Source organism: Gottfriedia sp. NPDC056225, from assembly GCF_042267765.1.
Classification (GTDB): domain Bacteria; phylum Bacillota; class Bacilli; order Bacillales; family Bacillaceae_G; genus Gottfriedia.
Genome location: NZ_JBHJTJ010000046.1, coordinates 1 through 24,105, shown reverse-complemented (window position 1 = coordinate 24,105; position 24,105 = coordinate 1). Strand labels below are relative to the sequence as shown.

Annotated in this window: 19 protein-coding genes and 1 pseudogene; 14 read left to right on the top strand and 6 right to left on the bottom strand. The window is 32.5% G+C overall.

Annotated elements, in window-relative coordinates; translation table 11 throughout:
* Nucleotides 1–657: 657 nt before the first annotated feature.
* The 5 genes from ACFCYN_RS20985 to ACFCYN_RS20965 all read right to left on the bottom strand — a co-directional run bounded on the left by ACFCYN_RS20985 (nt 658) and on the right by ACFCYN_RS20965 (nt 4,653).
* The gene (locus ACFCYN_RS20985) at nt 658–1,023 is read right to left on the bottom strand and encodes a hypothetical protein (protein ID WP_375951532.1); all 366 of its coding nucleotides are present in this window, start codon (nt 1,021–1,023) and stop codon (nt 658–660) included.
* A gap of 549 nt (nt 1,024–1,572) precedes the next feature.
* A complete protein-coding gene (locus ACFCYN_RS20980; RefSeq protein WP_375951530.1) occupies nt 1,573–1,968 on the bottom strand; it encodes a hypothetical protein in 396 nt (131 codons plus the stop codon).
* A gap of 3 nt (nt 1,969–1,971) precedes the next feature.
* Nucleotides 1,972–3,114, bottom strand: coding sequence for an Alp7A family actin-like protein (locus tag ACFCYN_RS20975; protein WP_375951528.1), 1,143 nt, complete (start codon nt 3,112–3,114; stop codon nt 1,972–1,974).
* 314 nt (nt 3,115–3,428) lie between these two features.
* Nucleotides 3,429–3,887, bottom strand: coding sequence for a ribbon-helix-helix domain-containing protein (locus ACFCYN_RS20970; protein ID WP_172447953.1), 459 nt, complete (start codon nt 3,885–3,887; stop codon nt 3,429–3,431).
* The gene (locus ACFCYN_RS20965; protein WP_375951526.1) at nt 3,859–4,653 is read right to left on the bottom strand and encodes a ParA family protein; all 795 of its coding nucleotides are present in this window, start codon (nt 4,651–4,653) and stop codon (nt 3,859–3,861) included. Before ACFCYN_RS20965 ends, ACFCYN_RS20970 begins: the two co-directional genes overlap by 29 nt.
* 2,477 nt (nt 4,654–7,130) lie before the next feature.
* Here ACFCYN_RS20965 and ltrA (ACFCYN_RS20960) point away from each other — a divergent pair.
* The 11 genes and pseudogenes from ltrA (ACFCYN_RS20960) (at nt 7,131) to ACFCYN_RS20910 (ending at nt 21,015) form a co-directional block, all read left to right on the top strand.
* The gene (gene ltrA / locus ACFCYN_RS20960; protein ID WP_483867247.1) at nt 7,131–8,933 is read left to right on the top strand and encodes a group II intron reverse transcriptase/maturase; all 1,803 of its coding nucleotides are present in this window, start codon (nt 7,131–7,133) and stop codon (nt 8,931–8,933) included.
* A gap of 1,429 nt (nt 8,934–10,362) precedes the next feature.
* Nucleotides 10,363–11,622: a group II intron reverse transcriptase/maturase gene (gene ltrA, locus ACFCYN_RS20955; RefSeq protein ID WP_375951524.1), complete on the top strand. Its 1,260-nt coding sequence runs from the start codon at nt 10,363–10,365 to the stop codon at nt 11,620–11,622.
* Between the two features lie 236 nt (nt 11,623–11,858).
* On the top strand, nt 11,859–13,292 hold the full coding sequence (gene ltrA, locus ACFCYN_RS20950) for a group II intron reverse transcriptase/maturase (protein ID WP_375951522.1): 1,434 nt from the start codon (nt 11,859–11,861) through the stop codon (nt 13,290–13,292).
* 337 nt (nt 13,293–13,629) lie between these two features.
* Nucleotides 13,630–13,752 (top strand): annotated as a pseudogene (locus ACFCYN_RS20945) (SpoVR family protein); the annotation flags it as partial.
* A 489-nt stretch (nt 13,753–14,241) separates the two neighbouring features.
* Nucleotides 14,242–15,090, top strand: a complete 849-nt coding sequence (locus ACFCYN_RS20940; RefSeq protein WP_375951521.1) for a lysozyme inhibitor LprI family protein — start codon at nt 14,242–14,244, stop codon at nt 15,088–15,090.
* 682 nt (nt 15,091–15,772) lie between these two features.
* On the top strand, nt 15,773–16,189 hold the full coding sequence (locus tag ACFCYN_RS20935) for a tetratricopeptide repeat protein (protein ID WP_375951519.1): 417 nt from the start codon (nt 15,773–15,775) through the stop codon (nt 16,187–16,189).
* Nucleotides 16,190–16,201: 12 nt separating this feature from the next.
* A complete protein-coding gene (locus tag ACFCYN_RS20930; RefSeq protein WP_375951517.1) occupies nt 16,202–16,615 on the top strand; it encodes a hypothetical protein in 414 nt (137 codons plus the stop codon).
* Nucleotides 16,616–17,700: 1,085 nt separating this feature from the next.
* Nucleotides 17,701–18,276: a TetR/AcrR family transcriptional regulator gene (locus ACFCYN_RS20925; protein WP_375951515.1), complete on the top strand. Its 576-nt coding sequence runs from the start codon at nt 17,701–17,703 to the stop codon at nt 18,274–18,276.
* A 106-nt stretch (nt 18,277–18,382) separates the two neighbouring features.
* On the top strand, nt 18,383–19,504 hold the full coding sequence (locus ACFCYN_RS20920) for an ABC transporter permease (RefSeq protein WP_375951513.1): 1,122 nt from the start codon (nt 18,383–18,385) through the stop codon (nt 19,502–19,504).
* Nucleotides 19,505–20,182, top strand: a complete 678-nt coding sequence (locus tag ACFCYN_RS20915; protein WP_375951511.1) for an ABC transporter ATP-binding protein — start codon at nt 19,505–19,507, stop codon at nt 20,180–20,182.
* An 89-nt stretch (nt 20,183–20,271) separates the two neighbouring features.
* On the top strand, nt 20,272–21,015 hold the full coding sequence (locus ACFCYN_RS20910; RefSeq protein ID WP_375951509.1) for an alpha/beta hydrolase: 744 nt from the start codon (nt 20,272–20,274) through the stop codon (nt 21,013–21,015).
* 346 nt (nt 21,016–21,361) lie between these two features.
* Here the strand turns inward: ACFCYN_RS20910 and ACFCYN_RS20905 are convergent, their stop codons facing one another.
* Nucleotides 21,362–22,234, bottom strand: a complete 873-nt coding sequence (locus ACFCYN_RS20905) for an SDR family NAD(P)-dependent oxidoreductase (RefSeq protein WP_375951507.1) — start codon at nt 22,232–22,234, stop codon at nt 21,362–21,364.
* Nucleotides 22,235–22,323: 89 nt separating this feature from the next.
* On the opposite strand from ACFCYN_RS20905, the gene ACFCYN_RS20900 reads away from it, so the two are divergent.
* From ACFCYN_RS20900 to ACFCYN_RS20890, 3 genes are all read left to right on the top strand, one after another.
* Nucleotides 22,324–22,704, top strand: a complete 381-nt coding sequence (locus ACFCYN_RS20900; RefSeq protein WP_375951506.1) for a MerR family transcriptional regulator — start codon at nt 22,324–22,326, stop codon at nt 22,702–22,704.
* A gap of 339 nt (nt 22,705–23,043) precedes the next feature.
* On the top strand, nt 23,044–23,322 hold the full coding sequence (locus ACFCYN_RS20895; protein WP_375951504.1) for a hypothetical protein: 279 nt from the start codon (nt 23,044–23,046) through the stop codon (nt 23,320–23,322).
* Nucleotides 23,323–23,415: 93 nt separating this feature from the next.
* A complete protein-coding gene (locus tag ACFCYN_RS20890) occupies nt 23,416–23,691 on the top strand; it encodes a hypothetical protein (protein ID WP_375951502.1) in 276 nt (91 codons plus the stop codon).
* Nucleotides 23,692–24,105 lie beyond the last annotated feature (414 nt).

The following is a 24,105-nucleotide window of genomic DNA, read 5'->3' as shown; positions in this document are numbered from 1 at the left end:
AAAGGAGGTTATCTAGTTAAATTTACTTCTCTAGTAAACTTAAAATTTTCAAATCTGTTTTTCTTTCAGTATTAATACTTTTAAAATGATTTAATTTTTGTATTTTTTAAAATTTCAACATTGTTCATAGATTTGGCTAAATAGTCCATTTTACAAGGAAGCGTGTTGGCCTGCTGTAATTTGTGTAATTAGAACTTATATGTAAAGTTGTCTTGCCATTCTAACCTTTTCTATTGTTGGTTTGTAATACATAATGTAGGGGCACGAGGATAATGCGCTTTGAAAAATTGTATTAATAAAGACTTAGATGATACTACCATTCCAATACTTTTCTTATATACTTTTTTCAGCCATACCAAGTCCTTCCTTTTTATTTTTTGGAATTTTCTTACAATTACAAGTAGATTATATATAAAATTGATACGAATTTTATTTTGAAAAATTCGATCAACTCTTAAATATTAAACGGCACATTTCAACATATATTTTTAAATAGAAAATTAAGAAACCGCCAAATCCTTTGTGGTTTGGCGGTTTCTCTTTTACAAAGATAGTAAGAATTTAAAAATGTAATAATTTGTTAGAATAATTCGGATTCATCTAGGCACGCTCACACATGAATACATTGGAATAACGAATGAAATTGTTCCTAACTATTTAATTCATAAACTTTTCTTGTAGCACTTTTTTTGTTCTGGAATCAAGTTTGTAAATTTCACCTTCATATGTATAGACACTGTGCTTGTAATTTACCTCATATACTTCTTTCTTACCATTACCATTAATAAAGGTTAGTCTTAAATCAGGTATATCAATCTGTTTTATTTCCAATTTATGTGTATCAAATCCCTTTTTAATAGAATTGATTAGGTCACTGTCATTATCTGCAGAATATATAATTGTGTTATTTGATGTTACACCAACAAGTCCAATGATTTGATTTATTTTGCTTTTTGGTTTTGTATTCATTGAGCATCCAAATAAAAGAAGTGCACAAAACAAAAGAATTAAAATACGTTTCATATGATCCTCCTATTTGTAAAATACTTGATAATATTACTTGAACCTCACCGCCTAAATTAAAGAATAAAGACGTAATCCTTAAAATTCAGATTGCACAAGTGTAAGCTTCTTCTCCGAAGGTGAAATGACCTATTGTAAACTAAATAATGTAGAAAAAGTTTGTAATAAAATGTTTTAAAAGGATAGTAAAGTATAAAAAAAACATACAATTAATTAGTATTAATTACAATAATATCAATATGATATCTGTATATGTAAATATTAAAACATATGTCTTAGTATATGTTAACATATATAACAATAATTACAATGTTATTATCTTTGAAGTGAAAGGGTGTTTTGAGTAACTTATTGTAATTCCATCAATTGATGAAGGGAGTTAAGTTAGACAAACTAAATCGTCCTGGAAATTCTCTTCGATTAGAAAATTTTTCGCCTTACGTATACTTTCACTTCTTACAATTCAAATTATGAAAAACAAGACCGATTTCTCGATCTTGTCGTAAGTTCTTATATTATTTTCATAATTTGAATTTGTTCAAATAATGTCTACTCAAAATCTAGCATTCCTGCAAAATCAGAAAAATCTTCTTCTGGTTCCTTTTCATTGGTACCTTCATTATGATTAGTTGGATAAAGCCTTTGTGTTTGGATGTTATTTTTACTACCAATCATCATGGCAATAAATGCAGAAATTGATTTTTGGATAACCGGATCATCTAATAACTTTCTGTCTTCTGATGTAAGTTTATAATCTAAACGTACATTTAACTCATCACTTATTGATTCTGCATTTGCTTTTTTTGCTGCTGCTTCAAGAAGATTTAATATTTCTGAATTACGCTTATCTAATTCATTTAAAAACTTCAATGTTCCATCACTTATCTCAATTGGAAGCTTAATTGAAAATGTTTTACCAGGTTCTAATGGTTTTTTATTTGACACGCATTAAACACCTACTTTTTGTAAGCCTAGTTTAATCCCTTTATTTTTAGAAACAATGTATAGGATTTTGAAGTATGCCTTTGCAATGCTCCAAATACTCTCATCTGCTTCTAAAAAATGTAGTTCATATCCTTTACCTTCTTTATTTAAACCTTCTAATTGTTCGCGAATGATAGCTGCCGAACCACCTACAATATAAATTTCATCTAGATCGCCAACATTATCCCATGTGCTTATGATATCGTTGTATTGCAATTGAGCGTAAGTTTGTAGATGATTATCTACAGTTGATTTAATTGATACAGGCTTTCCATCAGGCTTAATAATAAATGGATCGTTCTCACGTATAATATTTTCTACAAGTTGGCGTCTTGATTTGAAAATGGTTTTTCTATATTCCCGGTCTAAATCTTTATTTATTAAATCAAGGTAATTACCAATCCCAGCAATATCCCCTTCAGAGCTTTCATTATCAATTTTTCCATTTCGTATAATCGCTTTATCTCTAGTATTTCCACCAATGTCCGTGATTAGTAGATTTTTAGACAGTAGTTCTTGATTTTTCTTAATAAAATGATCGTCCATCGTTAGATTAATCATTGCTGCATATCCCTCAATACTTACAATAACGTCTTCAAACTCTATTCGAACTGTTTTTCCTTTTAACCCTCCAGGGGTTTGTTCGAATTTCACTTCATGCATACTCTCTATCAGTTTTTTCTTAAAATTAATCCGTGCATTTTCATCATCTTTTACCTCATCTAAGGGTAAGCCTGTACTCAATAAGTATTTTACGTTTATTACGTCTTTATCTGAATCTTTAGCTGCATCCAATGCAAGTGCAGTAAGAAGTAGAATGATTGTTTGCTCAGAATCCCCTTTTTTAACACGAGAAGATACGACATCGTTATTTACTTCTTTCGCAGCTAAATTACCAACCGCATAGATTGCTGATTCTTTTAAAGCCCTAGAAGTGACATGAACATGTAGTTCCTCAATTGGCTCATTCTCATCTGATAACATAGATCGTGAATCCATTCTTTTAATAACATTCGGTATGTATATACGATTTTCTTCAGAAAGACCACCAATAAAACCTTTTAAACTATCATTTCCAGCATCTAGCGAAGCAATCTTAAATTCCATTGACAATCATCTCCTAAGTTGGATTTATTTTCCTTTAGTATAAAAATAACACTTTTATAACACTTTTTCAATAGTTAAGTAACACTCTAGTAATACTTTTTTATACTACTCAATTTTTATTAATCTAATAAGTAAAGAAATCCTGTAATTTAATAAGAGGCTTTCTGAACAATAAATTTTAAAAATAAAAAAGCTGATCTGTAATGACCAGCTTTCTTGCCTATAGAGTTTATTCGTAAACACAAATCGTCTAGAATTTATTAGTAGAATAATTGTTTAGTTTCTAGTTTATTCATTTTTTTTTGATTAATGGATCACAAAACACCATAGTCTTCTAATAATTTACGCAATGCCTGATTAATAAGTTTTGATTTGTCCCCTTTTTGCCCTCTAGCAGCAATTTTATCCACTTCAGTGGCCAAATCAGGATCCATGTAAAAAGAAGTAAAGACTTTCTTTTCTTTTCTCTTCAAAGTCTTTTTTCCAGCAGCGAGATTTCGAAGATAATCATCTTCTTCATCTTCAGTTTTAACATTAACAATAACATCGTTGTCATTGATGACATATGTTTTGTTTTCAATTTTATTGTTTTGATTCATAATTTCAACGTTTTCTGTGTTATTATCATTTGTGTTATTGTTCTCAACGTCTTTTTTGATATCTACTTTGTTGTCATCCTTCTCATTAACTGCATCAGTCTCATATGAATTAAAGAAGGTTTGAGTAGCATTCGGTTTTTTTATTTTATCTTTGAGGTTGATTTTTGTGGACACGTTCCTTCAACTCCTTCACAAAGGGAATATAGTATTCTAATGCTGCTTTTAATTCTGCATTTTCCTCAAAACCTGTGATGGCTAAACGTCTCGTAGCCGCTTTTCTTCGAATAATAGATTGGAATTTTAGACCAGGATAATCTTCTTCAATTGCTTCTTCCATCACATCATTTTCTTTCGCCCTTGCATCAATCAAAGAGAACAAAATACCAGATGTTTCTAAGGTTGGATTGTATCGTTCTTTTGCCCCTTCGATGATCTCCAAAAACTTTGGAATCGCATAGTAAGCAAACATGGAACCATCAAACATGACAACAGCGTAGCTACCAGCTTCGGAGAATGTACTTAATGGTAATACAGTTTGTTCGGATAAAGCTGGCGGTGTATCGATAATAATCCAGTCATAGTCCTCCATAACAGGCTCAAGAGCTTTTTGTAAGGCGTCTAACTTTAACCCCTTTTCGTACATCCTTCTAGGTAATGTTGCCAGAAAATCATTAGATGGGATTAAGTCCAGATTTTCTTTAATTTTAATTATGTAAGAACGTGCATCTTCGTTTAAGATTGCCTCTAAAATGCTCTTCTCTTCAAAGATACTACAAATGTCATATTCTCCGGTCAAGAAACTAGTTAAGTTCCCTTGACCATCCATGTCAATAGCTAACACTTTCTCTTCTTGGCTTAATAGATAGGAAGTGATACCGCTACTTGTTGATTTAGAGCATCCACCCTTACTAATACCGAATGTGACAATTTTTGCTGTCAAGATTAACACCTCTTTCAAAAAAATAGATGAATATTTTAAAAATGAATTGAACAATGATTATATATCTACTAAATATAAGATTTAAATCAATAACCTAGTATGTGTATAATTTCTCATTATAACATATGTCATTATATATAGTACCCTATATGATACGTTTGTTGTTATTATTGAAAATCTATTTGATTTACTTAGATAATTAGTAGATTTCTAGTTTTATATACAAATTCCTGTCTGACATTTGATATTTCTAAAAAATGTGTAACCAGATCATTAAACATTAAAAGGGTGTATCTAAATATTTCCAATAGAATTGTAATATGTAAGAAAAATCAATAATGATAATTTTATCATTGATTATATGGTATATGTAGTTTTTTATATAATGATATATGACATCATATATCATTATAGTGAGGAATACTTTGACTGTAAGATTGATAATGTTGTATATAAATAATTCGATAATAATACCAATATTGATGTAGTGGCATATGTATAAATTAACACAATTATATATGACATCATATATATTATAGTGAGTAATGTTTTGACTGTAAGATTGATAATGTTGTATATAAATAATTCGATAATAATACCAATATTGATGTAGTGGTATATGTATAAATTAACATAATGATATATGACATCATATATCATTATGTTGAATAAAGTTTTGACTGTATAGATGATAATGTTGTACATAAATTGTTCAATAATAATACTAATATTGATAATGTGATATATGTATATCTTAATATAATGATATATAATTTCGTATATGTTGGTGTATATGTTAATTAATATGTATATAATGATAATATAAATAGTATTAACATTCAATTATATTAATATTACTACGATATATAACGTGTATGATAACAATATATGTGTATTATAAAATATTTATTTAATAACATTTTTAATATTTCTCTACTAGTTGGGATTTTAATTCTATTAAATACGAAGGTTTTTTCAATAAAGTCCTGATTTACGTGTTACATTTAATTGATCACTTATACTATTGTTGTAAAAAATTACTGGATTAAATATATGAATGCACTAGGAAATTATACTTCATTATTTGAAATAACATAAAAACACAATCTACATTCATGGTACTAATGATAATGTAGACATATATGTCAATGCATACAACAAAAATAAATATATGAATATGATGATGATATTAATAACAATATTATCGATATAGTATGGTTAAAACTATAGAACTGCTTACACTGTTACTATTTTTTAAGGTATAAAAACTTTATACATTAAAAAAAGGTGTGATGCTTTAAATAGAGTAATGGAGCTTTTACCTTTAAATGATTTTAAAAGATATTTTATGGTGTAAGGAACAGAACAACTGAATTAAATGGATTTAAGGAATTGTTGAATGAAGTTAAAGTTACCCCGATAAAGCGCTATTTAATTAAAGAAGGATCTCAAACGAAATTGTTATTTATATGTTCGTTGGATTTAAGTTTGTGAAAAAATTCACTTAAACTACCATGAAAATTAGTTTCTTCATAATTAGATAAATGACAATACTAAAGAAAACTCTGCTCAATCGTAAAAAAAAGAGTAGAGTTATATAAAAATCCTAGTGATAACAGTTGACTGGATAAAATCAGTATCAGTATAGACACTTTCCATATATTTTCATTCGCTGTGGTGCAGCGCTTGCGCTGCATGGGTGGCTAAATGGCAGTTTAGTTGTGCGAAATGTTTCTAGCTTAAATGGAGAATGGTCACATTACTCTAGTAAAGGCTAGACAGTTCCTTTCGGAATTGAAGGATTATATCGAAGAATCAAATGATTGGGTAACGCCTTGAAGGGTTCTCTCTTAGTCGAATAGCACTGGATTGGTAAGAATGATCGTGTTATAAGCTCGGCGAAAAGGTGTGAGAAATTACCGTACCAGTTTGGCTGACGAAAGCCTACTCGATGGAGTGGTGTAATTCATAATGCTTGAGTTGAATGAATATGGTGAGAATGCAAATAAACCTAAAATAAAAAGGTTAAGCTGACGAACTTCTGAATTTACGGGTCTATACCTGCGATACATGGAAATGTGTATATCACCAAATTGTGAGGTTAGATGTGGATGAGTAAAACTAACTAATATGAAAATCCATGATACGTTACAGGCGTATGAATGCTAACAGGCTCAGAGGAAGCATCTAAGTTCATTCTATAATAGATATAATTCAACATTGTAAGCTGATAACGTGGAGGGCTTACTTCTTATGAAACGTTGGCAAGGAAAGCTTTAATGATACTAGTTACTGTATAACTTGCCTTTATATCAGTGAAAGTGGTGGCACAGTACCAATGAAATGTCTAATCCACATGGAGGGATAGCCACTAGACTAATATAGATTTATTCAACCATGTAAGGCAGTTCTTTATCGATTAATAAGGTTCTTGTGAGACTAAAAGAGGTTTAACTTCGAAAGGAGAAACCGACTTATTGAAACGGGAGAAACTGAGACACAGTGAATATTACAGTATGCAAACTTATTTTGACATACTTTATGCCCAAAGTGTCAGTGGTCATCACTTCTATGATTTAACAGAACTAATGTGTTCTGAAGATAATATTCGACTTGCCTACCGAAACATTAAAAGAAATACAGGTAGTAAAACTGCGGGAACAGATAAATTAACAATTGATGATATTATAAATCTATCAGTTACAAAAGTAATAGAAAAGGTTCAAACAATGTTCATGTGTTACGAGCCTCAAACAGTAAGGCGTGTTTTCATTCCGAAAGGAAAAGGAAAAACTAGACCATTGGGGATTCCAACAATCTGGGATCGAATCTTTCAACAATGTATACTTCAAATTTTGGAGCCAATATGTGAAGCGAAATTCCATAAACATAGTTATGGATTCAGACCAAATCGAAGCACACACCATGCCAAAGCTAGATTTGAGTTTCTTATAAATCGAGTTGGGCTCTACCATTGTATAGATGTAGATATAAAGGGCTTCTTTGATAACGTTAATCATAGTAAATTACTAAAGCAAATGTGGTCACTAGGCATAAGGGATAAACCACTTCTTTCTATTATATCTAAACTGTTAAAAGCAGAGATTGAAGGTGTAGGTATTCCTACAAGAGGGACCCCACAAGGAGGAATATTATCTCCTCTACTTTCCAACATTGTATTAAATGAGTTGGATTGGTGGATAAGTAAACAATGGGAAACGTTTGAAAGTAACCATACTTACTTAAGCAATGGCAGCAAGTATAAGTCGTTAAAGAAAACAGCTTTGAAAGAGTGCTTTATCGTCCGTTATGCGGACGATTTTAAAATATTGTGTAGGACAAGGTCACAGGCAATTAAAATGAATTACGCATTGAAAGACTTCCTAAAAAACAGACTACATCTGGAAACAAGTGAAGAGAAATCTAAAATTATCAATTTAAAGAAGAACTCTTCCGAGTTTCTTGGCTTTTCAGTAAAAGCCATAAGAAAAGGAAAAACGTATGTAGCAAGGTCCGATATGTCAAAGAAGGCAAAAGCAAACGCCTTCCAAAAGATAAAGGAAGCTATAAAATTGGTTAAGAAAAAAACTGGCACTCAGACTGTTTGGAATTTTAATACAGTGGTAATGGGAATCCAAAACTATTATTCTGTTGCCTCTCAAATTACTATTAATCTAAATAAGTTAAATTATCATCTACGCAAAACGTTATACAATCAACTAAAGAATATTAGAACAGAGGCAAGTTTTCATGATATGACTAAGACCTTACAGAAAAGGTACAAAGGTTATGAAAGTAAATTATATAAGATACAGCAAATGGTATTTGTCCCTATCCATGCCCAACGATGGAAATTACCACACTGTTTTACACAAACGATATGTAACTTCACTGCCGAAGGTAGAGCGAAAATACATAATAACTTAAAAGCCATCGATAGAAATATACTTACTTACATCATGAGAAACTTCATTCCAAATCGATCAATTGAATACAATGACAATCGAATCAGTAAATTTATTGCCCAATATGGCAAATGTGCCATATTAGGAGTGGATTTAGGGATAAATGGATGGCATTGTCATCACATTAATCCTTATCATCTTTCAAAGGATGATAGCTATTCAAACCTAATTATTGTAGATAAAGTTATACATAAACTGCTTCATCTAAAGGATAAAGATAAAATAGAAACTCTTTTGAAATCCTTTAAACTTACTAGTAAGCAAATGGAAAAAGTAAATTTATTACGACTAAAATGTCAGAATCAAATAATCTAAAATTGGAAGAAAAGCAATCGTCTGCTTAATACATAGAAAAGAATAAATTGGATTAGTTGGAACGCCGTATGCGGTGAAAGTCGCACGTACGGTGTGAACAGGGGGAAAAGGGAGCGATAACTTCAAACCTTTACCTATCTGTATCAATAAGAAATGATAATTTGAGCTTCATGGATGGCTAACACGTGCGTTAGTTGAAGATCACGAGTTGCTTGCAGCTCGTTGTGCGACGGGCAGTCGCATAGGGTGCTGAACTAGTCAGCGCCCTTCATTTATTTTATTTAGACAGAGACGACACTTCGGTATAACGACTGAATGAAGGATAAAATAATGAATTCCAGATGGTGAAAATCCATCCTCGAGGAGACTGACCTAGCTCGAGAAGTCTAATCTAGGGCATTATCGTGAGGTATTGTCTGAAGGAGATGCGGTAAATCGAGAGACCCGTAGACGAAAAGATAGACCCTAATGCAAGAAGTGTGAAGCACAGCGGCGGAGTAAGTTGGTGACTTTTCGACGAGTGAGGAAGCCCACTAAAATGGCATTTTCTTTAGAAGTCAGAGCGAGAAAAATGTGGCTTATTACGTGATGGTGCAGGGTATGTCTTGAAGGAATATACGATGCCCCCGTGAGGTCTCCACCTTACCAAACAGGCAGGGTTCTAATCTATAAGGAAAATCCGAAGTGATGAAGAATGGGTGGAGAAGTCAGACGTTTTCATAGTGCGTGCGTGGCAGCACGTTTATCAGGTGGGTTAAAGTCCCACTGAATCTCGGACTAGGAGATTCATATCCAAACTTGGGAGTAATGTCTCAAGGGCTGATGTTTATCATCAGAGGGCAGGGCGTCCATCGTGAGGTGGAGTCTGAAGGGCTTGAGGAGAAATACCAGGCCGTAGTGAAACGGGGCGACCCGAAATGCGAACCGGTCGGCCAAAGATGGGGCAAGGTCGAGCCTGCACTATGGAGGCGAAGGCATTACTAGTCCACCCATCGTACCAAGGTGTGTGCGGGCGGCATGGCATGGAAGATGAACGTAGTGACCCATGGAGATCTCGTAGTGTCTGGAACTTTAACACTTATTAGGGCAAGTGATTAAACAAAGCCGGAATGAATGTTTCTGTGACAGTCATTCACTAAAGTAAATCACAGAATTCCAGTAATGTGAACTATAAGGAAACCCCGAAATGGACACAAATGCACTGCGAGAAGTCGGAGAGCTGAATAGTACTTAAACAGACGAACAACAAAAACGTCTGGAGCATCTCTACTAGAGATGTCATTTATTTATTAAAAAGGTAAATAGATGGGGAAGGCAGCTTGCTTTATGGAACTAAAATTTCAGAATTAGTTTTGCGAGTAAAACGAACAAGAACGGAAAGTTCCCTTTGTGAAAGACCCTAAACTTGTAAGTGGAGGACACAAAATCAATGACGAATAACGGTACAACAAGAAAGATTCATTCCTTAATAGATAAGGTGGACCAGCCAACAAATCTACTAATGGCATGGGAAAAAGTTAAGGTAAACAAAGGTAGTGGAGGAATCGACAACATAAGTATTAGCGATTTTGAAAACTCAATGTATGAAGAACTAGACAAACTACATCATAACTTGAAAAATGATTCATATAAACCATTACCGGTAAGAAGAGTTAACATTCCAAAAAGAAATAAATCTAACGAAAAGAGACCTCTTGGAATTCCATCTATACGGGACAGAGTATGTCAACAAGCATTGAAGAACCGTCTTGAACCAATATTCGAACCAACTTTTAGTGATTGTAGTTTTGGATATAGACCAGGAAAGTCAGCCCATCAAGCTATGAGGAAGATATACCGAGACATTATAAATGGTTACGAATGGGTCCTAGATGCAGACTTGAGGGATTTCTTTGGGAATGTTCAACATGAAATGTTAATAAATAAAATTGCGGAAAAAGTAAGTGATGGACGAGTCTTACGACTCATTAGGCAAATGCTTATAGCCGGCTATATGGAAAAAGGAAAGAAACATGTGACCACACAAGGCACACCGCAAGGTGGGGTAATCAGTCCGTTATTCAGTAATATCTATCTAGATTCATTTGACCATGAAATGGTTGATAAAGGGTATCGGCTTACAAGATTTGCCGATGATTGGGTAGTACTCTGTAAAACAAGAAACGACGCAGTGAAAGCATTAAATGATGCAAGAAAAATACTGTCAAAAATTGGATTAACACTCCACCCTGAGAAGACCAGAATTACACATATTAAATGGGGATTTGAATTTTTAGGTTATAAAATTAAACAAGGAAAAGGACTTAAACTTTTTCGCCATAAAATCAAAAAGCAACCTAATATTATGAACATCTACGCAATTCCTACTGAGAAATCAGTAAAACGATTCATGGAAACTATACGGAGCCGTACTAAACGTAAGATTCCTTTAAGCTTATATGAGTTAATAGAGGGTATCAATCCTGTCATAAGAGGATGGGGTAACTATTATCGTAAAGCTCACGTTAGAAAACTCTTCAATAAACTCCAACGCTGGATTGTAAGACGAATATGGAGCCATCGATTTAAAAGATGGCGAAACATGGGTTGGAAGAAACTACACGAATCCAAACTTTATTCGAATTACAAACTTGTTAATCTTATCTCATTAATTCCAGATATAGAATCTAAAGTTGCATCCAAAGGATGACATAAAGGAAAGCGGATTACGGGAAAACTGTACGATCCGTTTGATTGAGCGGACGGAGGAAGGCTATCGCCGACCTCCTTCGACTCTACACGGGAGTAGTTCGATGACCATAACATCGAATGAACGGAAGGGGAACGACCTATGGCTCCAAGTCATGGAAAAGATGTAATGTTAACAATCAAGTTACCGAGGTAAAACTGCTTGAATGAACATCAAGGAAAGGCATGGAATATGTAATGAATCAAGAGTGGAAATTTAAACTACATAGTGTTTACGGTCAATTATTATTCGACCGAAAATTAACACAAAGCTTTGAACAAGTAAAAGCGAATAAAGGAACAGGTGGTATTGATGGCGAATCAATTGAAAGTTATGAATCCAACCTGAATGAAAATATTATGTCATTACTTGAAAAGCTGAAAACAAAGACCTATAATGCACTACCAGTTAAAAGGGTATACATACCAAAGAAAAATGGAAAGAAACGACCTTTGGGAATTCCGACAATCCAAGACCGCATTGTTCAACAGAGTCTAGTAAACGTGTTACAACCAAAATTTGAGGATCTACTTTTTCATAATTGGTCAGTAGGATATCGACCAAATCGAGGAGTACAAAGAGCTCTTCAAATAATCTTATGGAATATAGAACAAGGATACAATCATATTTACGATTGTGATATAAAAGGTTTCTTCGATAATATTCCACACAAGAAACTAATTGGAGTATTAAAGAAATACGTATCGGACCGAACGGTCCTAAGTCTAATTGAACAATGGTTAAAGGTTGGACATATGGAAGAAGGGAAACTTATTCACTCTGATTATGGGACACTCCAAGGTGGAGTAATTTCACCTCTACTAGCCAATGTTTATCTTAATGAACTGGATTGGGAATGGGACCTAAATGGAATTCGCTTTGTCCGTTATGCGGACGACTTTCTTTTGTTTGCCAAATCAAAGGAATTAATAGATAAGGCAGCTACCTTGACTAAAGAAAAGTTGAATGAATTAGGACTAGAAATTTCAATAGAGAAAACAAGAATTGTTGACTTTAAGAAAGATAGTTTCGACTTTTTAGGATTTACATTTCATCATTGGAGAACAAATGAAAAGAATCAGAAACCTGAATTTCATGTAACTCCCAAAGAAGAATCAATTAAAGACTTCCGATTGAAAATTAAAGAGAAGACACGAAAAATGTTAACTCTTAGTAAAGAAGAATGGATTAATCGAGTAAATCCTATCATACGAGGTAAAGTTAATTACTATGTAACGATAGTCAATGCGATTAAGGCGAATGAGGAACTGGGACAGAAGAGTCATTGTGTAACTAGAAAGATGAGATGGATTTTATCATCAATAGATGGTTATATAAGAAAGAGATTAAGAGTAGCATTTATTCATAAACATCCTAATCAAAGGAAAGAATTGAAGATGCGAAGTAAATGGAATAATAGATATTTTGTAAGCATTAAATTAATTTCTAGCTATTGGCTTTATCTAAACAAAGTTTATAACTACACTCTTAATGACTATCTAAATGAAATGAAAGCTGAAACTAAAAGAAAGTATCTAAGTAAATTAAAGAGAGCAAAAGAAAAAGGTGAAGAATATTTCAACCCTGTAAGAGTCCAAAAGATGCAAAATGCCTGGAACGCATCCTCTTGATAATCATACTAACATATGGGTAAGCCGTATGCCTTAATAGGGCACGTACGGTTTGATAAGGGGGGAGTCTCGTGAGAGATTTCCCTACTTTATTTTTTATTGAAGTAAATTACAGGATAGTTTCATAAGAGTATATTAGATCAAAATAGAATATTATTTTTTTCCTCACTTATCAGCTGAATTTTAACAAAATTGTTTTAACCAAATATTAATTCACTTATTTCAATAAAATGAACATCATTTCCTTCTTTTCTTTTGCAACTATTCTTCCCATTTGCTGAATAAGGAATAGAAGATTATTAGTTAATAAGAAGATCATTGAGAGAAACAAAGCAGGGCGAGTTATTGGCATATATGAATTATGCAGAAACTAAATCTTGCTTCAACTGAAGCAATTGAATATGCAAATCTTAATGCAGGAATAGTTCAGCCATTAAAAACAAGCATTAACCGGTATTATCCAGTTTGAATGGACTGATTAATCAGTCCGTTTTATTTTATTTAAATGTCTTCTGATTGATTTCAAATGTGGTTTTTTCATATAAAGTCAATGCTTCCTCTAAAGGCTTAGAGGGCTCTTTGAAAAAATGTTTAACCTAATATGTTTAAATTGTTAAAAAAATATTAATTGGAATTTTGAGGAGAAATTACCTATTCTTTCCATTTGAGTTTTTCCGTATACTTTTAAATGATTGAAGCTAGAGTTAGGATTCTACAAATAATGCTTCTAGTAATATTCGAAATATTTCAAGTGTAGTGAAGGGAGGTAAAGATACACTAACGATTAATTTAGAATTAATTGATTAAATTACCGATTTACTTGTAATTAAAATGTTATTTGAGAAATCCCTTCTCCATGTAAATAACATTTGCTTTTGTAGTGGATACCTGTTTAATTATTCTATTAAGCAAAATTAATGAACAATGCAAAGCTAGAAGGAGGCTTTAAATGAAAAAATTAATTTTAGTAGTTGTAATATTCTTATTGGCAGGGTGTAGTAATGAAGCGTATGATAAATCCTTAAAAAAAGGGAACGAGGCCTTAAGGAAAGGTGAATACGATAAAGCTCAAGTAGCTTATGAATTAGCATTAGAAGAAAAGCCAGATGATACTAATACAAAAGAGATATACATAAAACTGGTAGAATTTAATAAAGTGAAAGATTTGTATGAACAACAAAAATGGGATGAAGCAATTAAGGAAGGTAATGACTTATTAAATGAAAAATCGGTACCAAATTACTTAAGAACCGAATTAAATACGATTATCAATAATTCAACTGCTAATTTGAAAAAGTCTGATACAGCAGTTAATACCGCTCCTAATAATACTACTTCAAAGACGGACGACTCAAAAGGTTCTACTGCTACAAATCAACCTGTTGAAAAAAATGAGTCAAAAAGTACAGATAAAGGTAATGCGGAAAAAAATAAAGTAAATCTTCAAAAAAAATATCTGACAAAATTAAATAAAATTGATAAAAGCATGTCTGATTTAGATTACCTTTATAAAAAAGGCATAACCTCTGAATTAACCCAAGCTGAAACAGAGAAATTAAATAGATGGGATAAAGCATTAAATGAAATTTATCAAATTCTAATGAAAATGTTGCCATCTTCTGACGCTTCTAATCTAAAGGGTGAAGAAAGAACATGGGTTAAAGAGAAAGAAAGCATTGCTAAAAAAGAAGCTGCTAAGTACCAAGGTGGAACATTTGAAAATGTTCAATATTTGAATTCACTTGGCAGGTTAACCAAAGAACGAGCGTATAAGCTTGTATACACGTATATGGACTAATCAATATTAAAAGAAACTATGAACCTTTTCAACAATTGAAAAAAGCAGTATCGTTACAGTTGCACTAAACTTGTAAAGTAAATATCAATTATAAAGTTGGCCGAAAAATTAATGGAATGAATTTGTTTAGTTTTTTATAATCAAGCAATAGCCAAGCAAAGAGTTACATGAAAAAGGTGTAAAATTAATTATTAGATAATCATAAAGGTGTAATTGCTTTGTAACTAAACCAGCTAATAGTTTATCAATAATTTTAATAAAAAAAATATGTGACTCATATTATTCTATTTTTGATAAGCCTGATTCATTTTCATTCACTGTTGTGAATGTAAGGATTCATGGATGGCTAACGCATGTATTAGTTGAACAACTTGGTCGGCTGAAAAGTCGATTTTTTTTATGGAGCTACCATGAAAATTAGTTTCTTCATAAATAGATAAATAACAATACTAAAGAAAACTCTGATCAATCGTTAAAAAAAGAGTAGAGTTATATAAAAAGCCTAATGATTACAGTTGACTGGATAAAGTCAGTATCAGTATAGACACTTTCCATATATTTTCATTCGCTGTGGTGCAGCGCTTGCGCTGCATGGGTGGCTAAATGGCAGTTTAGTTGAATAAGATTTTTTTGAATATCACCTATATAATTAAAATAAAGCTAGTGTTTAAGAGGAGGACTTATGGAAATTAGTGATGAAATCTATGATAAAATAGTTGAACTTTCTGAGGAAGGTTATGCTTTATTTGAAGCTCAAGATTATGTTGGTGCCATTAAGAAATACAAAAATGCATTAGAACTAATACCTGACCCTAAATATTTATGGGAAGCTAGCACTTGGGTACTTACCGCACTTGGGGATGTGTATTTTCATCTTGAGGATTATCACGAAGCAAAGAATTATTTTTATGATGCTTTTAATTGTCCTGAAGGAATGGCAAATCCTTTCATACTACTGAGATTGGGTCAAAACTTATATGAAACCTATGAAGAAGAAAAGGCAAAGGAATATTTGTTGAAAGCTTATATGTTGGAAGGTCAGGACATATTTGAAGAGGAAGACCTAAAGTATATAAAGCTAATTCAAGAACTAATATAGGGGGAATTAAGGTTGAAAATATCAAATCTTGAACAGGGAATATCTTCACTTTTTGACAAGAGTAACGAGGAGTTCGATTTAGGAAACTACGAAGACTCAATAAATTACCTCCTAGAAGCCTGGAATGCTATACCCGAGCCTAAAGGTATTTACAAAGATAGTTATCATTTTGCTTTATATCTAAGTGAGACCAATCTCCTGATTAATAATTTTATTGAAGCTAAGAAATGGGCTGATGTAATTTATAGCTGTGGTCTTGATAGAATCGACTCAGGGGAAAGAGAATTTCTATCAGGAAAAGTAACTTATGAAATGGGAGATATAAGCGCTGCAAGAAGCTATTTTGATTTAGCAAATGAAAAATCTGAGGGAAGATGTTTTATTAATGAAGATAAGAAATATGTAGAATTCTTCAAACAAAAGTAATATTCCTATATGTCAAAAGCTGCTTTATAGTAACTTTGCTTATTAAACTAGTCGAGTAGAATGGAGTCTCTTTACCTTGCGGTAAATTGAACTCCACCCCCTCCCAGAACCGTGCTTGCACTATTAATGCACACGGCTCCTCCAACTTATCATTCACAGAATGTAGCAATCTTAAATATTGCTAATTCTACTATCCTTAATAGTTTTGTTTCCATTTATTCTACCTCTGTGTGTAGTAAATGTGTCCCTATTAAGGGTGATACTTTGGTAGCAGCCTTTCCTCCATCGGCATTACCCAACTTCATAGGTACTACGCTGCTATCCGACTCCCTACATCGGCATTTGGTTTCCTTACTTGTTATCGTTTGTACACCATACTCTTCTATTAAATGAAAAGGCCGGTAGGGTCTCCAGAGTTGCCGTATCATATCAATGTGTTACGTGCCAAGGTCTCTGACTCCGGAGAGGTTTTACCCCTCTTGCCTTTAATGAAAGGTAAAATGTTGCTTTCTGCTATGCGTAAGGCATCAGCCCTCTCGATTTACTAACATTTCGAAGCTCAATCCCTTCAACCATTTGGCTTTCGGCCCGCAACCTAGCTGTCTACGCTTAAAGATTAAAGTTACCTTTAATCCTTCAAGACTCGCTACGAGTGAATGGCTAGTTCTTTCTCGACGGGAATCCCACCCGCTATATGATACGACCTAGGCTCGGCCGCACACGCAATGCTTTAGTTGAATAAGAAAAAGTAAAGATCACAAATTGTGGTCTTTTTTCATTCCCTTATTCAACATAATGGCAGTTTAGTGGAATATGATATTTAAAAAAGTTATGGGTTGAAAATAATCCCTTTTTAATAATCGTGGGTTAAGTTCAATAAGTAATGTTATAATATTGATAGAAGGATATATTATTGAAGGTACTAAAAACTAATTGAAGAACTAGAACAAATTTCAATAAAAGTTTTAATTGGAACAGTGTAAATGAAGTAATTGTTATATAAGTTATTTATTGTAAAGAATCAAATTAATTAGAAATGGATAAAAAGGCAAATATAAGTAATATACTGAAAGAAGGGGAAAAAAATGGGGAGAGATCGAAAATTTAATTCAGTAGATTTGTTCCTTTGCACTAAAAAACTAATTTTACAAATTGGGTACGAAGGATTCACTATCGGGCAACTGGCAAAGATGCTAGACGTTTCAAGAGCAGCGATTTATAAATACTATCAAAATAAAGATGAATTATTATTGGATTTTATGCTTGAGGAAATGAACAACGTTTTGACTAGTTTTAAGTCTATTCCAGAGGAACAAACTTTTCTGGAAAAGATTGATTTATTATTGCAAAAAATTTTTATGTACAAGGATTTACATTTAATACTTGGGATGCAGGAAATCATACCAACAAAAGATGCTCCACATTTAGAAACTAAAAAACAGAAGCTGTCTCAAATGCACAGAGAATTATATATGCCTCTTATCCATATTATACAACAAGGAAAAATGGAAGGTTTTATTGAAATGGATATACCTAATGAACTTTTACTGGGTTTTATTTTTCAAAGTATTTCAATACCTAATCACTCGGGTTTAGAGGATGGAAAGTTTAAGGACTATACGAAAAACTTAATTTTAAAAGGAATAATGAAAAATAAGTGACACTAGTGTAACTTATATGTATACTATATATTGTAGAAAACATATAAGTTATTTTTTTTGTTCAAAAGTGACATATGTGTTACTTATTTTAGGGAGAGTGATTGATTTGTTTTTAGCAATAAAGGAATTAAAGCATGCAAAATTTCGTTATTTAATGATGAGTATTATTATTATTTTAATTGCTTGGCTTGTTTTTATCTTATCTGGGCTTGGAAATGGTCTATCCACTTTAAGTGCAGCTACAATTAAAAACTTAAATGCTAATTATGTTATTTATGAAAAAAATGCTGGTGCCACATTTAGTAAATCAATTATATCTGCTGATTTAACTGATGAGATTCGGAAAAACAAAGAAGTAACAGAAGCAGCAAGTTTTGGATCATCAATTGCATCTGTATCCAAAGAAAAAACTGAAGATAGTAGTAAAAAAACGGATGTAACATTAATAGGAATTGAAAAGGGTTCGTTTATTGAACCAAACGTCATCAAAGGAAAACAACTTTCAACTGATAAGAAGTTTGGTGTTCTAGCTAATATAAGTCTCAAAGATGCGGGATACAAAATTGGGGATGAATTACTTGTTTCAAATTCAAAAATGAAGTTAAAAATTATGGGATTTGTAGAGAATGAAACATTTAATCATTTACCTGTATTATTTATGGATATTAATACTTGGAGAGATTATCAGTATGCCGCACCAGGATCTGACAATGATATTCATAATCCTGTTCAAGCAATTATTTTAAAAGCACCACAATTGGATGCAGCTAAGTTAGATAAAGAGGTTCATGGGATAGAAACAGTAACAAAAACAGTAGCTGTAAAAGGGATGCCAGGGTATAAAGAAGAAAATGGAACAATTTTAATGATGCTAGTTTTCCTAATCGTAATTTCAGCATTTATCGTAGCTGTTTTCTTTTATGTTATTACAATTCAAAAAACAGCTCAATTTGGTGTAATGAAGGCGATTGGAGCATCCAATAAGTTTATTTCGAAAGCTATTGTTGCACAGGTATTTATTTTATCATTTTTCGGGATTGTGATTGGTATTGCATTAACTTATTTGACTGCTCTTGCATTTCCAATAAATATGCCTTTTGATTTAGATGCTAAACTTGTAGGATTATATGCACTAGGATTATTAGTAATTAGCCTATTAAGTTCAATTATTTCTGTAAGACAAATTACTAAAATTGATCCGCTAACAGCTTTAGGGAGGGTGGAATAAATGAGTGGTATTCAGTTACAAAAAGTTTCTAAACAATATACAGAGGGGCATTCGATTGTAACAGCTTTAAAAGAAGTTTCTTTTACTGTGAATTCTGGAGAGTTGGTTGCAATTGTTGGTCCTTCTGGTTCTGGTAAAAGTACATTATTATCAATAATTGGCGCATTATTAAAACCAACTTCAGGAATAGTAAGTGTAAATGATCAGGATGTAACAACGTTAAATGCTAAACAACTTGCAGACTTTCGTTTAAATGAAATTGGGTTTATTTTACAATCATCAAACTTAATTCCTTACTTATCTGTATATAATCAGCTCATATTAATAAAAAAAATGGCTGGAAAGTTTACTAAAAATGACCAGCAATATGCTGTTAACATACTAACTGAACTTGGGTTAGGTAATAAGTTGACAAAAATGCCAAATGAATTATCTGGTGGTGAACGTCAACGAGTAGCAATTGCTCGGGCACTATTTAATCAAGCAAGTATTATACTAGCTGACGAACCTACTGCAAGTTTAGATTCAAACAGAGCTCATGAAGTTGTAAAATTAATTGCTAGTGAGGTAAGGAAGAGAAAAAAAGCAGCAATCATGGTAACCCACGATGAACGAATGCTAAGTTATTGTGACAAAGTCTATTATATGGAGGATGGGGTATTATCAATTAAAAATTAAATAATGTAGGCACTAGTCATTACGAGATAAAATGTCCATCAGTCCGTCTAATTATAAGGATTTGAATAACAAATAATAAAGTGGGGCAAATGATGAAAATGAAAAATATTATTAAGTACAGCATGATTGGGATAGTTGTATTACTATTCCTTTCTGTTGGGGGATTTTATATTTGGTCACAACAGACATATGCTCCTTCAAAAGAGATGTACTCATTAGTCGGTAAAGTGAATACAGATAGTGAGCACCATTGGGACGTTTTTGAACCAATGAAAAATAAAGAAACTGGAATCATTTTATATCCTGGAGCTAAGGTTGAACCTGAAGCTTACAGTTATTATGCTCAAGGACTAGCAAAAGATGGATACACGGTTATTATACCGAGTGTTAAGTTTAATTTTGCTATTTTTGATGTGAATAAAGCAGATCAGATAATGAAAAGTTATCCATCTATTAAGAAATGGTATGTTGGTGGGCATTCACTTGGGGGAGTGGCGGCTGCTTCTTATGCCTATAAGAATTTGAACAAGATAGAAGGTATTATCTTTCTTGGAGCTTATCCAAGTAATACTAATGACTTTTCTAATCTGAATGTACCCATGTTATCGTTATATGCAGAAAATGATGGATTGTCTACAATGTCAAAAATTAGCAAAACAAAGCATTTATTATCAAAGGATGCTGCTATGTATGAAGTGCTAGGTGGTAATCATGGTCAATTTGGGATGTATGGCAAACAAAAAGGAGATAAAAAAGCTACAATTACAGCGCAACAACAACAAGATAAAATAATTGAAGTCACAATGAAATGGCTAGATGATAACGGAAAATAAAGATATTGAGCGTGAGATAATCGAAAAGAGATACTTGTCTCCAAATAGAATAAAAGACATAAATATTTATCCTGATCTTGGATTAAATAAAGACCAGTACTACGAACATAAAAGACAAGCTATCTTTTCAAATGCTTTTAGGTATAATGGTCTGTGGTGCAGCTCTTGCGCTGCATGGGTGACTAAATGGAAGATTAGTAAAATAAAGAAAACTTATAAAAGTAGATTTTTTTATTCATTGAAAGAGATGGCGCTATTAATGAGATTGAAGCGAGGATGCATGTAGCGACAATAAAATAATCCTATAAAGTTTAAGGCACCTACATTATAGGTGCCTTAAACTTTTCTATACTTCTTTTTTAAATTTTACTGTAACATTCATGCTATATACCCAAATCCGTTCAGCATAGTCATCATTATATTTTTTACTGGGTAAATCGATCCGTTTCCCTTTATTATCAAAAAATGAATCTGTCACTTTTGCAATAGAGGCTGCCGAAGCCAAAAATTTTCCGATTTCTAATTCACGAACACCTATGAAGTTCAAGGAATTTCCTATCAATTTTAGAAGGAAAGGTAAATCTCTTCCCAACTCAGATTGCACAAAGCCTGGATGAAAAGTATTGGCAATTACATTGGTATTAGCTAATCTTTTGGATAAAGCCTTCGTGAACAATACTTTCATAGCAAGAGTTCCCGTAGAAGCAAGCTTCTTCATTTCTTTCTTTGACATGTCTTCAGTAGGAATAATAATGGGAGAATATTTTACAAAAATTGGTTGACCGGTTACCGTTATAATCCGTCCGTTTTCACTTTTTTCTAAAAGATTTACTAGCTCTGTCGCTAACCAAAAATGACTAAAGTAATTAATGGCTAGACTTTGATCAATTCCCTCAGATGTTCGAGCTGATTTGGTTATGATGGCTCCTGCCGCATTAACTAAGACATCTATACGCGGATATCTTTCTTGACAAACCTCTACAATTTTTCTCACATTACTATATAAAGATAAGTCTCCCAGAATATATTCAACTTGATTATTACCCGTTGTACGTGCGATTTCCTCAAGTGCTTTGATTCCTCTCTCTTTTGTTCGACTAATTATTATAATCTTAGCCCCTAACCTCGCCATTCCAATCGCTGTAGCTTTTCCTACCCCAGAAGTACCTCCTGAAACCAGTACAATTTTATCGTTCATACTTGTATATTGTGTTTTCATTTACTCTCCCTCATTTCCTTCATCAATGTATAGTGAAGTATATAGGGTAGAGTTTACTCCATAGCAAGAGATTATGTTATATTTATTTCATGGGAAAATTTTATCATATTAAAGAAGCTGCAAAAAAACTAAATATGAGTATTGATACATTGCGTTATTATGAAAAAATTGGATTGGTCGGCGAGATTGATCGTGATCAAAACGGGTACAGAATTTATAAGCAGACTGATCTAGATTGGTTTACATTAATCGGTTATTTGCGTTCGATAGGTGTACCCATTCAAGATATGCTTCAATTTCAAAATTCTCACGGAAGCAAAACTTCTAGTGTCGAGGCCCGGAAAGCTTTTATGGAAAATTACAGAAAGGAAATCATTACAAAAAAAATTGAATTAGAGGATATAATTAAAAAACTTGATAAGAAGATTGATTTTCTCAACAATCTTACATATGAAGATATACCCCATTAACACATTACAAGTGGAAAAAGGATAACAAGTCTAGAACGGACGAGTTATCCGTTTTTTTATCATTATTGACTCAACTTTTGCACCGAAAATCTTTTATTAAAGTTATGTGGTAGTTAGCCTGACTCGCATTTTAATAGGTCTATTGACTATAAATACATATAAAAAGTAGGCTCTGTTAATGAAAACTATTTCAATGTTGTGAATCTGAGGATTCATGGCTGACTAAAGAATGCTTTTTTATTGCTGATTAGCGTCAATATGCGGATATTTAGTAAATAATGTCACACTCATGGTCAAGTTTAATATAATGAAACATCAATAATAAATGAGGTGAGCTTTGTGGGAAAAGATAAAGATTCAAAACCAATGTCTGAACAAAAACAAGCCCATGGAAATGGCTGTTCAGGAGATACGGTTACTCTAGAATGGGATCCAATTACTAATACATTTTTTAGTCTATTTCAAAGTAGTATATTAGCTTCTGGTACGTGTTTTCCTCAAGGAGTAACGTCTTTTGTGGAAGTAAATGAATGCTTAATTAATAAAGGATTTCGTATCGTAGCTTCTGATGTTGTTGTCGCTCCTGGTAGATTGGCAATCATTTATGTGAAGTGCTAATTACTTTGTAGTAGGAAAATCTTTTATTATAAACTTCGTCTCTTTATTGGACGAGTTTAATATATTGACATATAAATGTGTGAGGTGAATATAATGGGAAATTGCAAATGTTCAGAATCAAATGATGAAAAGGGACAAGCTCTTAAAAATAGATGTTCTGGAGATACGGTTACTCTTCAATGGATTCCAATTGCTGATACATTTATTGATGTATTCCAAAGTAATATAGTAGCTTCTGGTGCTTGTTTTCCTCAAGGAGTTACCTCTTTTGTAGAAGTAAATAAATGCTTATTTAATAATGGGTTCCGTATCGTAGACTATAATGTCGTCAATCCTGGTAGTTTAACAATCATTTATGTAAAATGCTAATTGTTAAGTCTAGGTGTAATTCAGTTAGAATTCGCTTCAATATTAAGTGTATATTAAACGACTAGAGCATGCATTATTTGTATTATTGGAATATTGTCATTGATATTTGCAGATTTTATTAAAGATAAATTGCAATTACATTTCCAATATGAAATTGTAATCTATCCTATATTTGTTGGTGTTTTGTCATATTTAACTTTATTTATAATTGAAAAAATAAACCCATCGATTTTAAATAAGAAGATTAATGGCATCATTAGTACTTGTGTTCTTGGTTTTATTATTATCATAGTTTCATTTATCCTTAAGTAACTAACTGATGCAATAGTTGAAGAACACGAGCTGCTTATATGCGGCTTTTTTTATTCAACAAAATGGCAGGTTAGTGGAAGAAGGATTTTAATAGGTTTACGA

Coding starts and splice junctions, on each gene's coding strand:
- ACFCYN_RS20935 (WP_375951519.1), top strand. CDS start 15,773: ATGGAAATTAGTGATGAAATCTATGATAAAATAGTTGAACTTTCTGAG.
- ACFCYN_RS20940 (WP_375951521.1), top strand. CDS start 14,242: ATGAAAAAATTAATTTTAGTAGTTGTAATATTCTTATTGGCAGGGTGT.
- ACFCYN_RS20910 (WP_375951509.1), top strand. CDS start 20,272: ATGATGAAAATGAAAAATATTATTAAGTACAGCATGATTGGGATAGTT.
- ACFCYN_RS20925 (WP_375951515.1), top strand. CDS start 17,701: ATGGGGAGAGATCGAAAATTTAATTCAGTAGATTTGTTCCTTTGCACT.
- ACFCYN_RS20905 (WP_375951507.1), bottom strand. CDS start 22,234: ATGAAAACACAATATACAAGTATGAACGATAAAATTGTACTGGTTTCA.
- ACFCYN_RS20890 (WP_375951502.1), top strand. CDS start 23,416: ATGGGAAATTGCAAATGTTCAGAATCAAATGATGAAAAGGGACAAGCT.
- ACFCYN_RS20985 (WP_375951532.1), bottom strand. CDS start 1,023: ATGAAACGTATTTTAATTCTTTTGTTTTGTGCACTTCTTTTATTTGGA.
- ACFCYN_RS20900 (WP_375951506.1), top strand. CDS start 22,324: ATGGGAAAATTTTATCATATTAAAGAAGCTGCAAAAAAACTAAATATG.
- ACFCYN_RS20975 (WP_375951528.1), bottom strand. CDS start 3,114: ATGGAATTTAAGATTGCTTCGCTAGATGCTGGAAATGATAGTTTAAAA.
- ltrA (WP_375951522.1), top strand. CDS start 11,859: ATGAATCAAGAGTGGAAATTTAAACTACATAGTGTTTACGGTCAATTA.
- ltrA (WP_375951524.1), top strand. CDS start 10,363: ATGACGAATAACGGTACAACAAGAAAGATTCATTCCTTAATAGATAAG.
- ACFCYN_RS20915 (WP_375951511.1), top strand. CDS start 19,505: ATGAGTGGTATTCAGTTACAAAAAGTTTCTAAACAATATACAGAGGGG.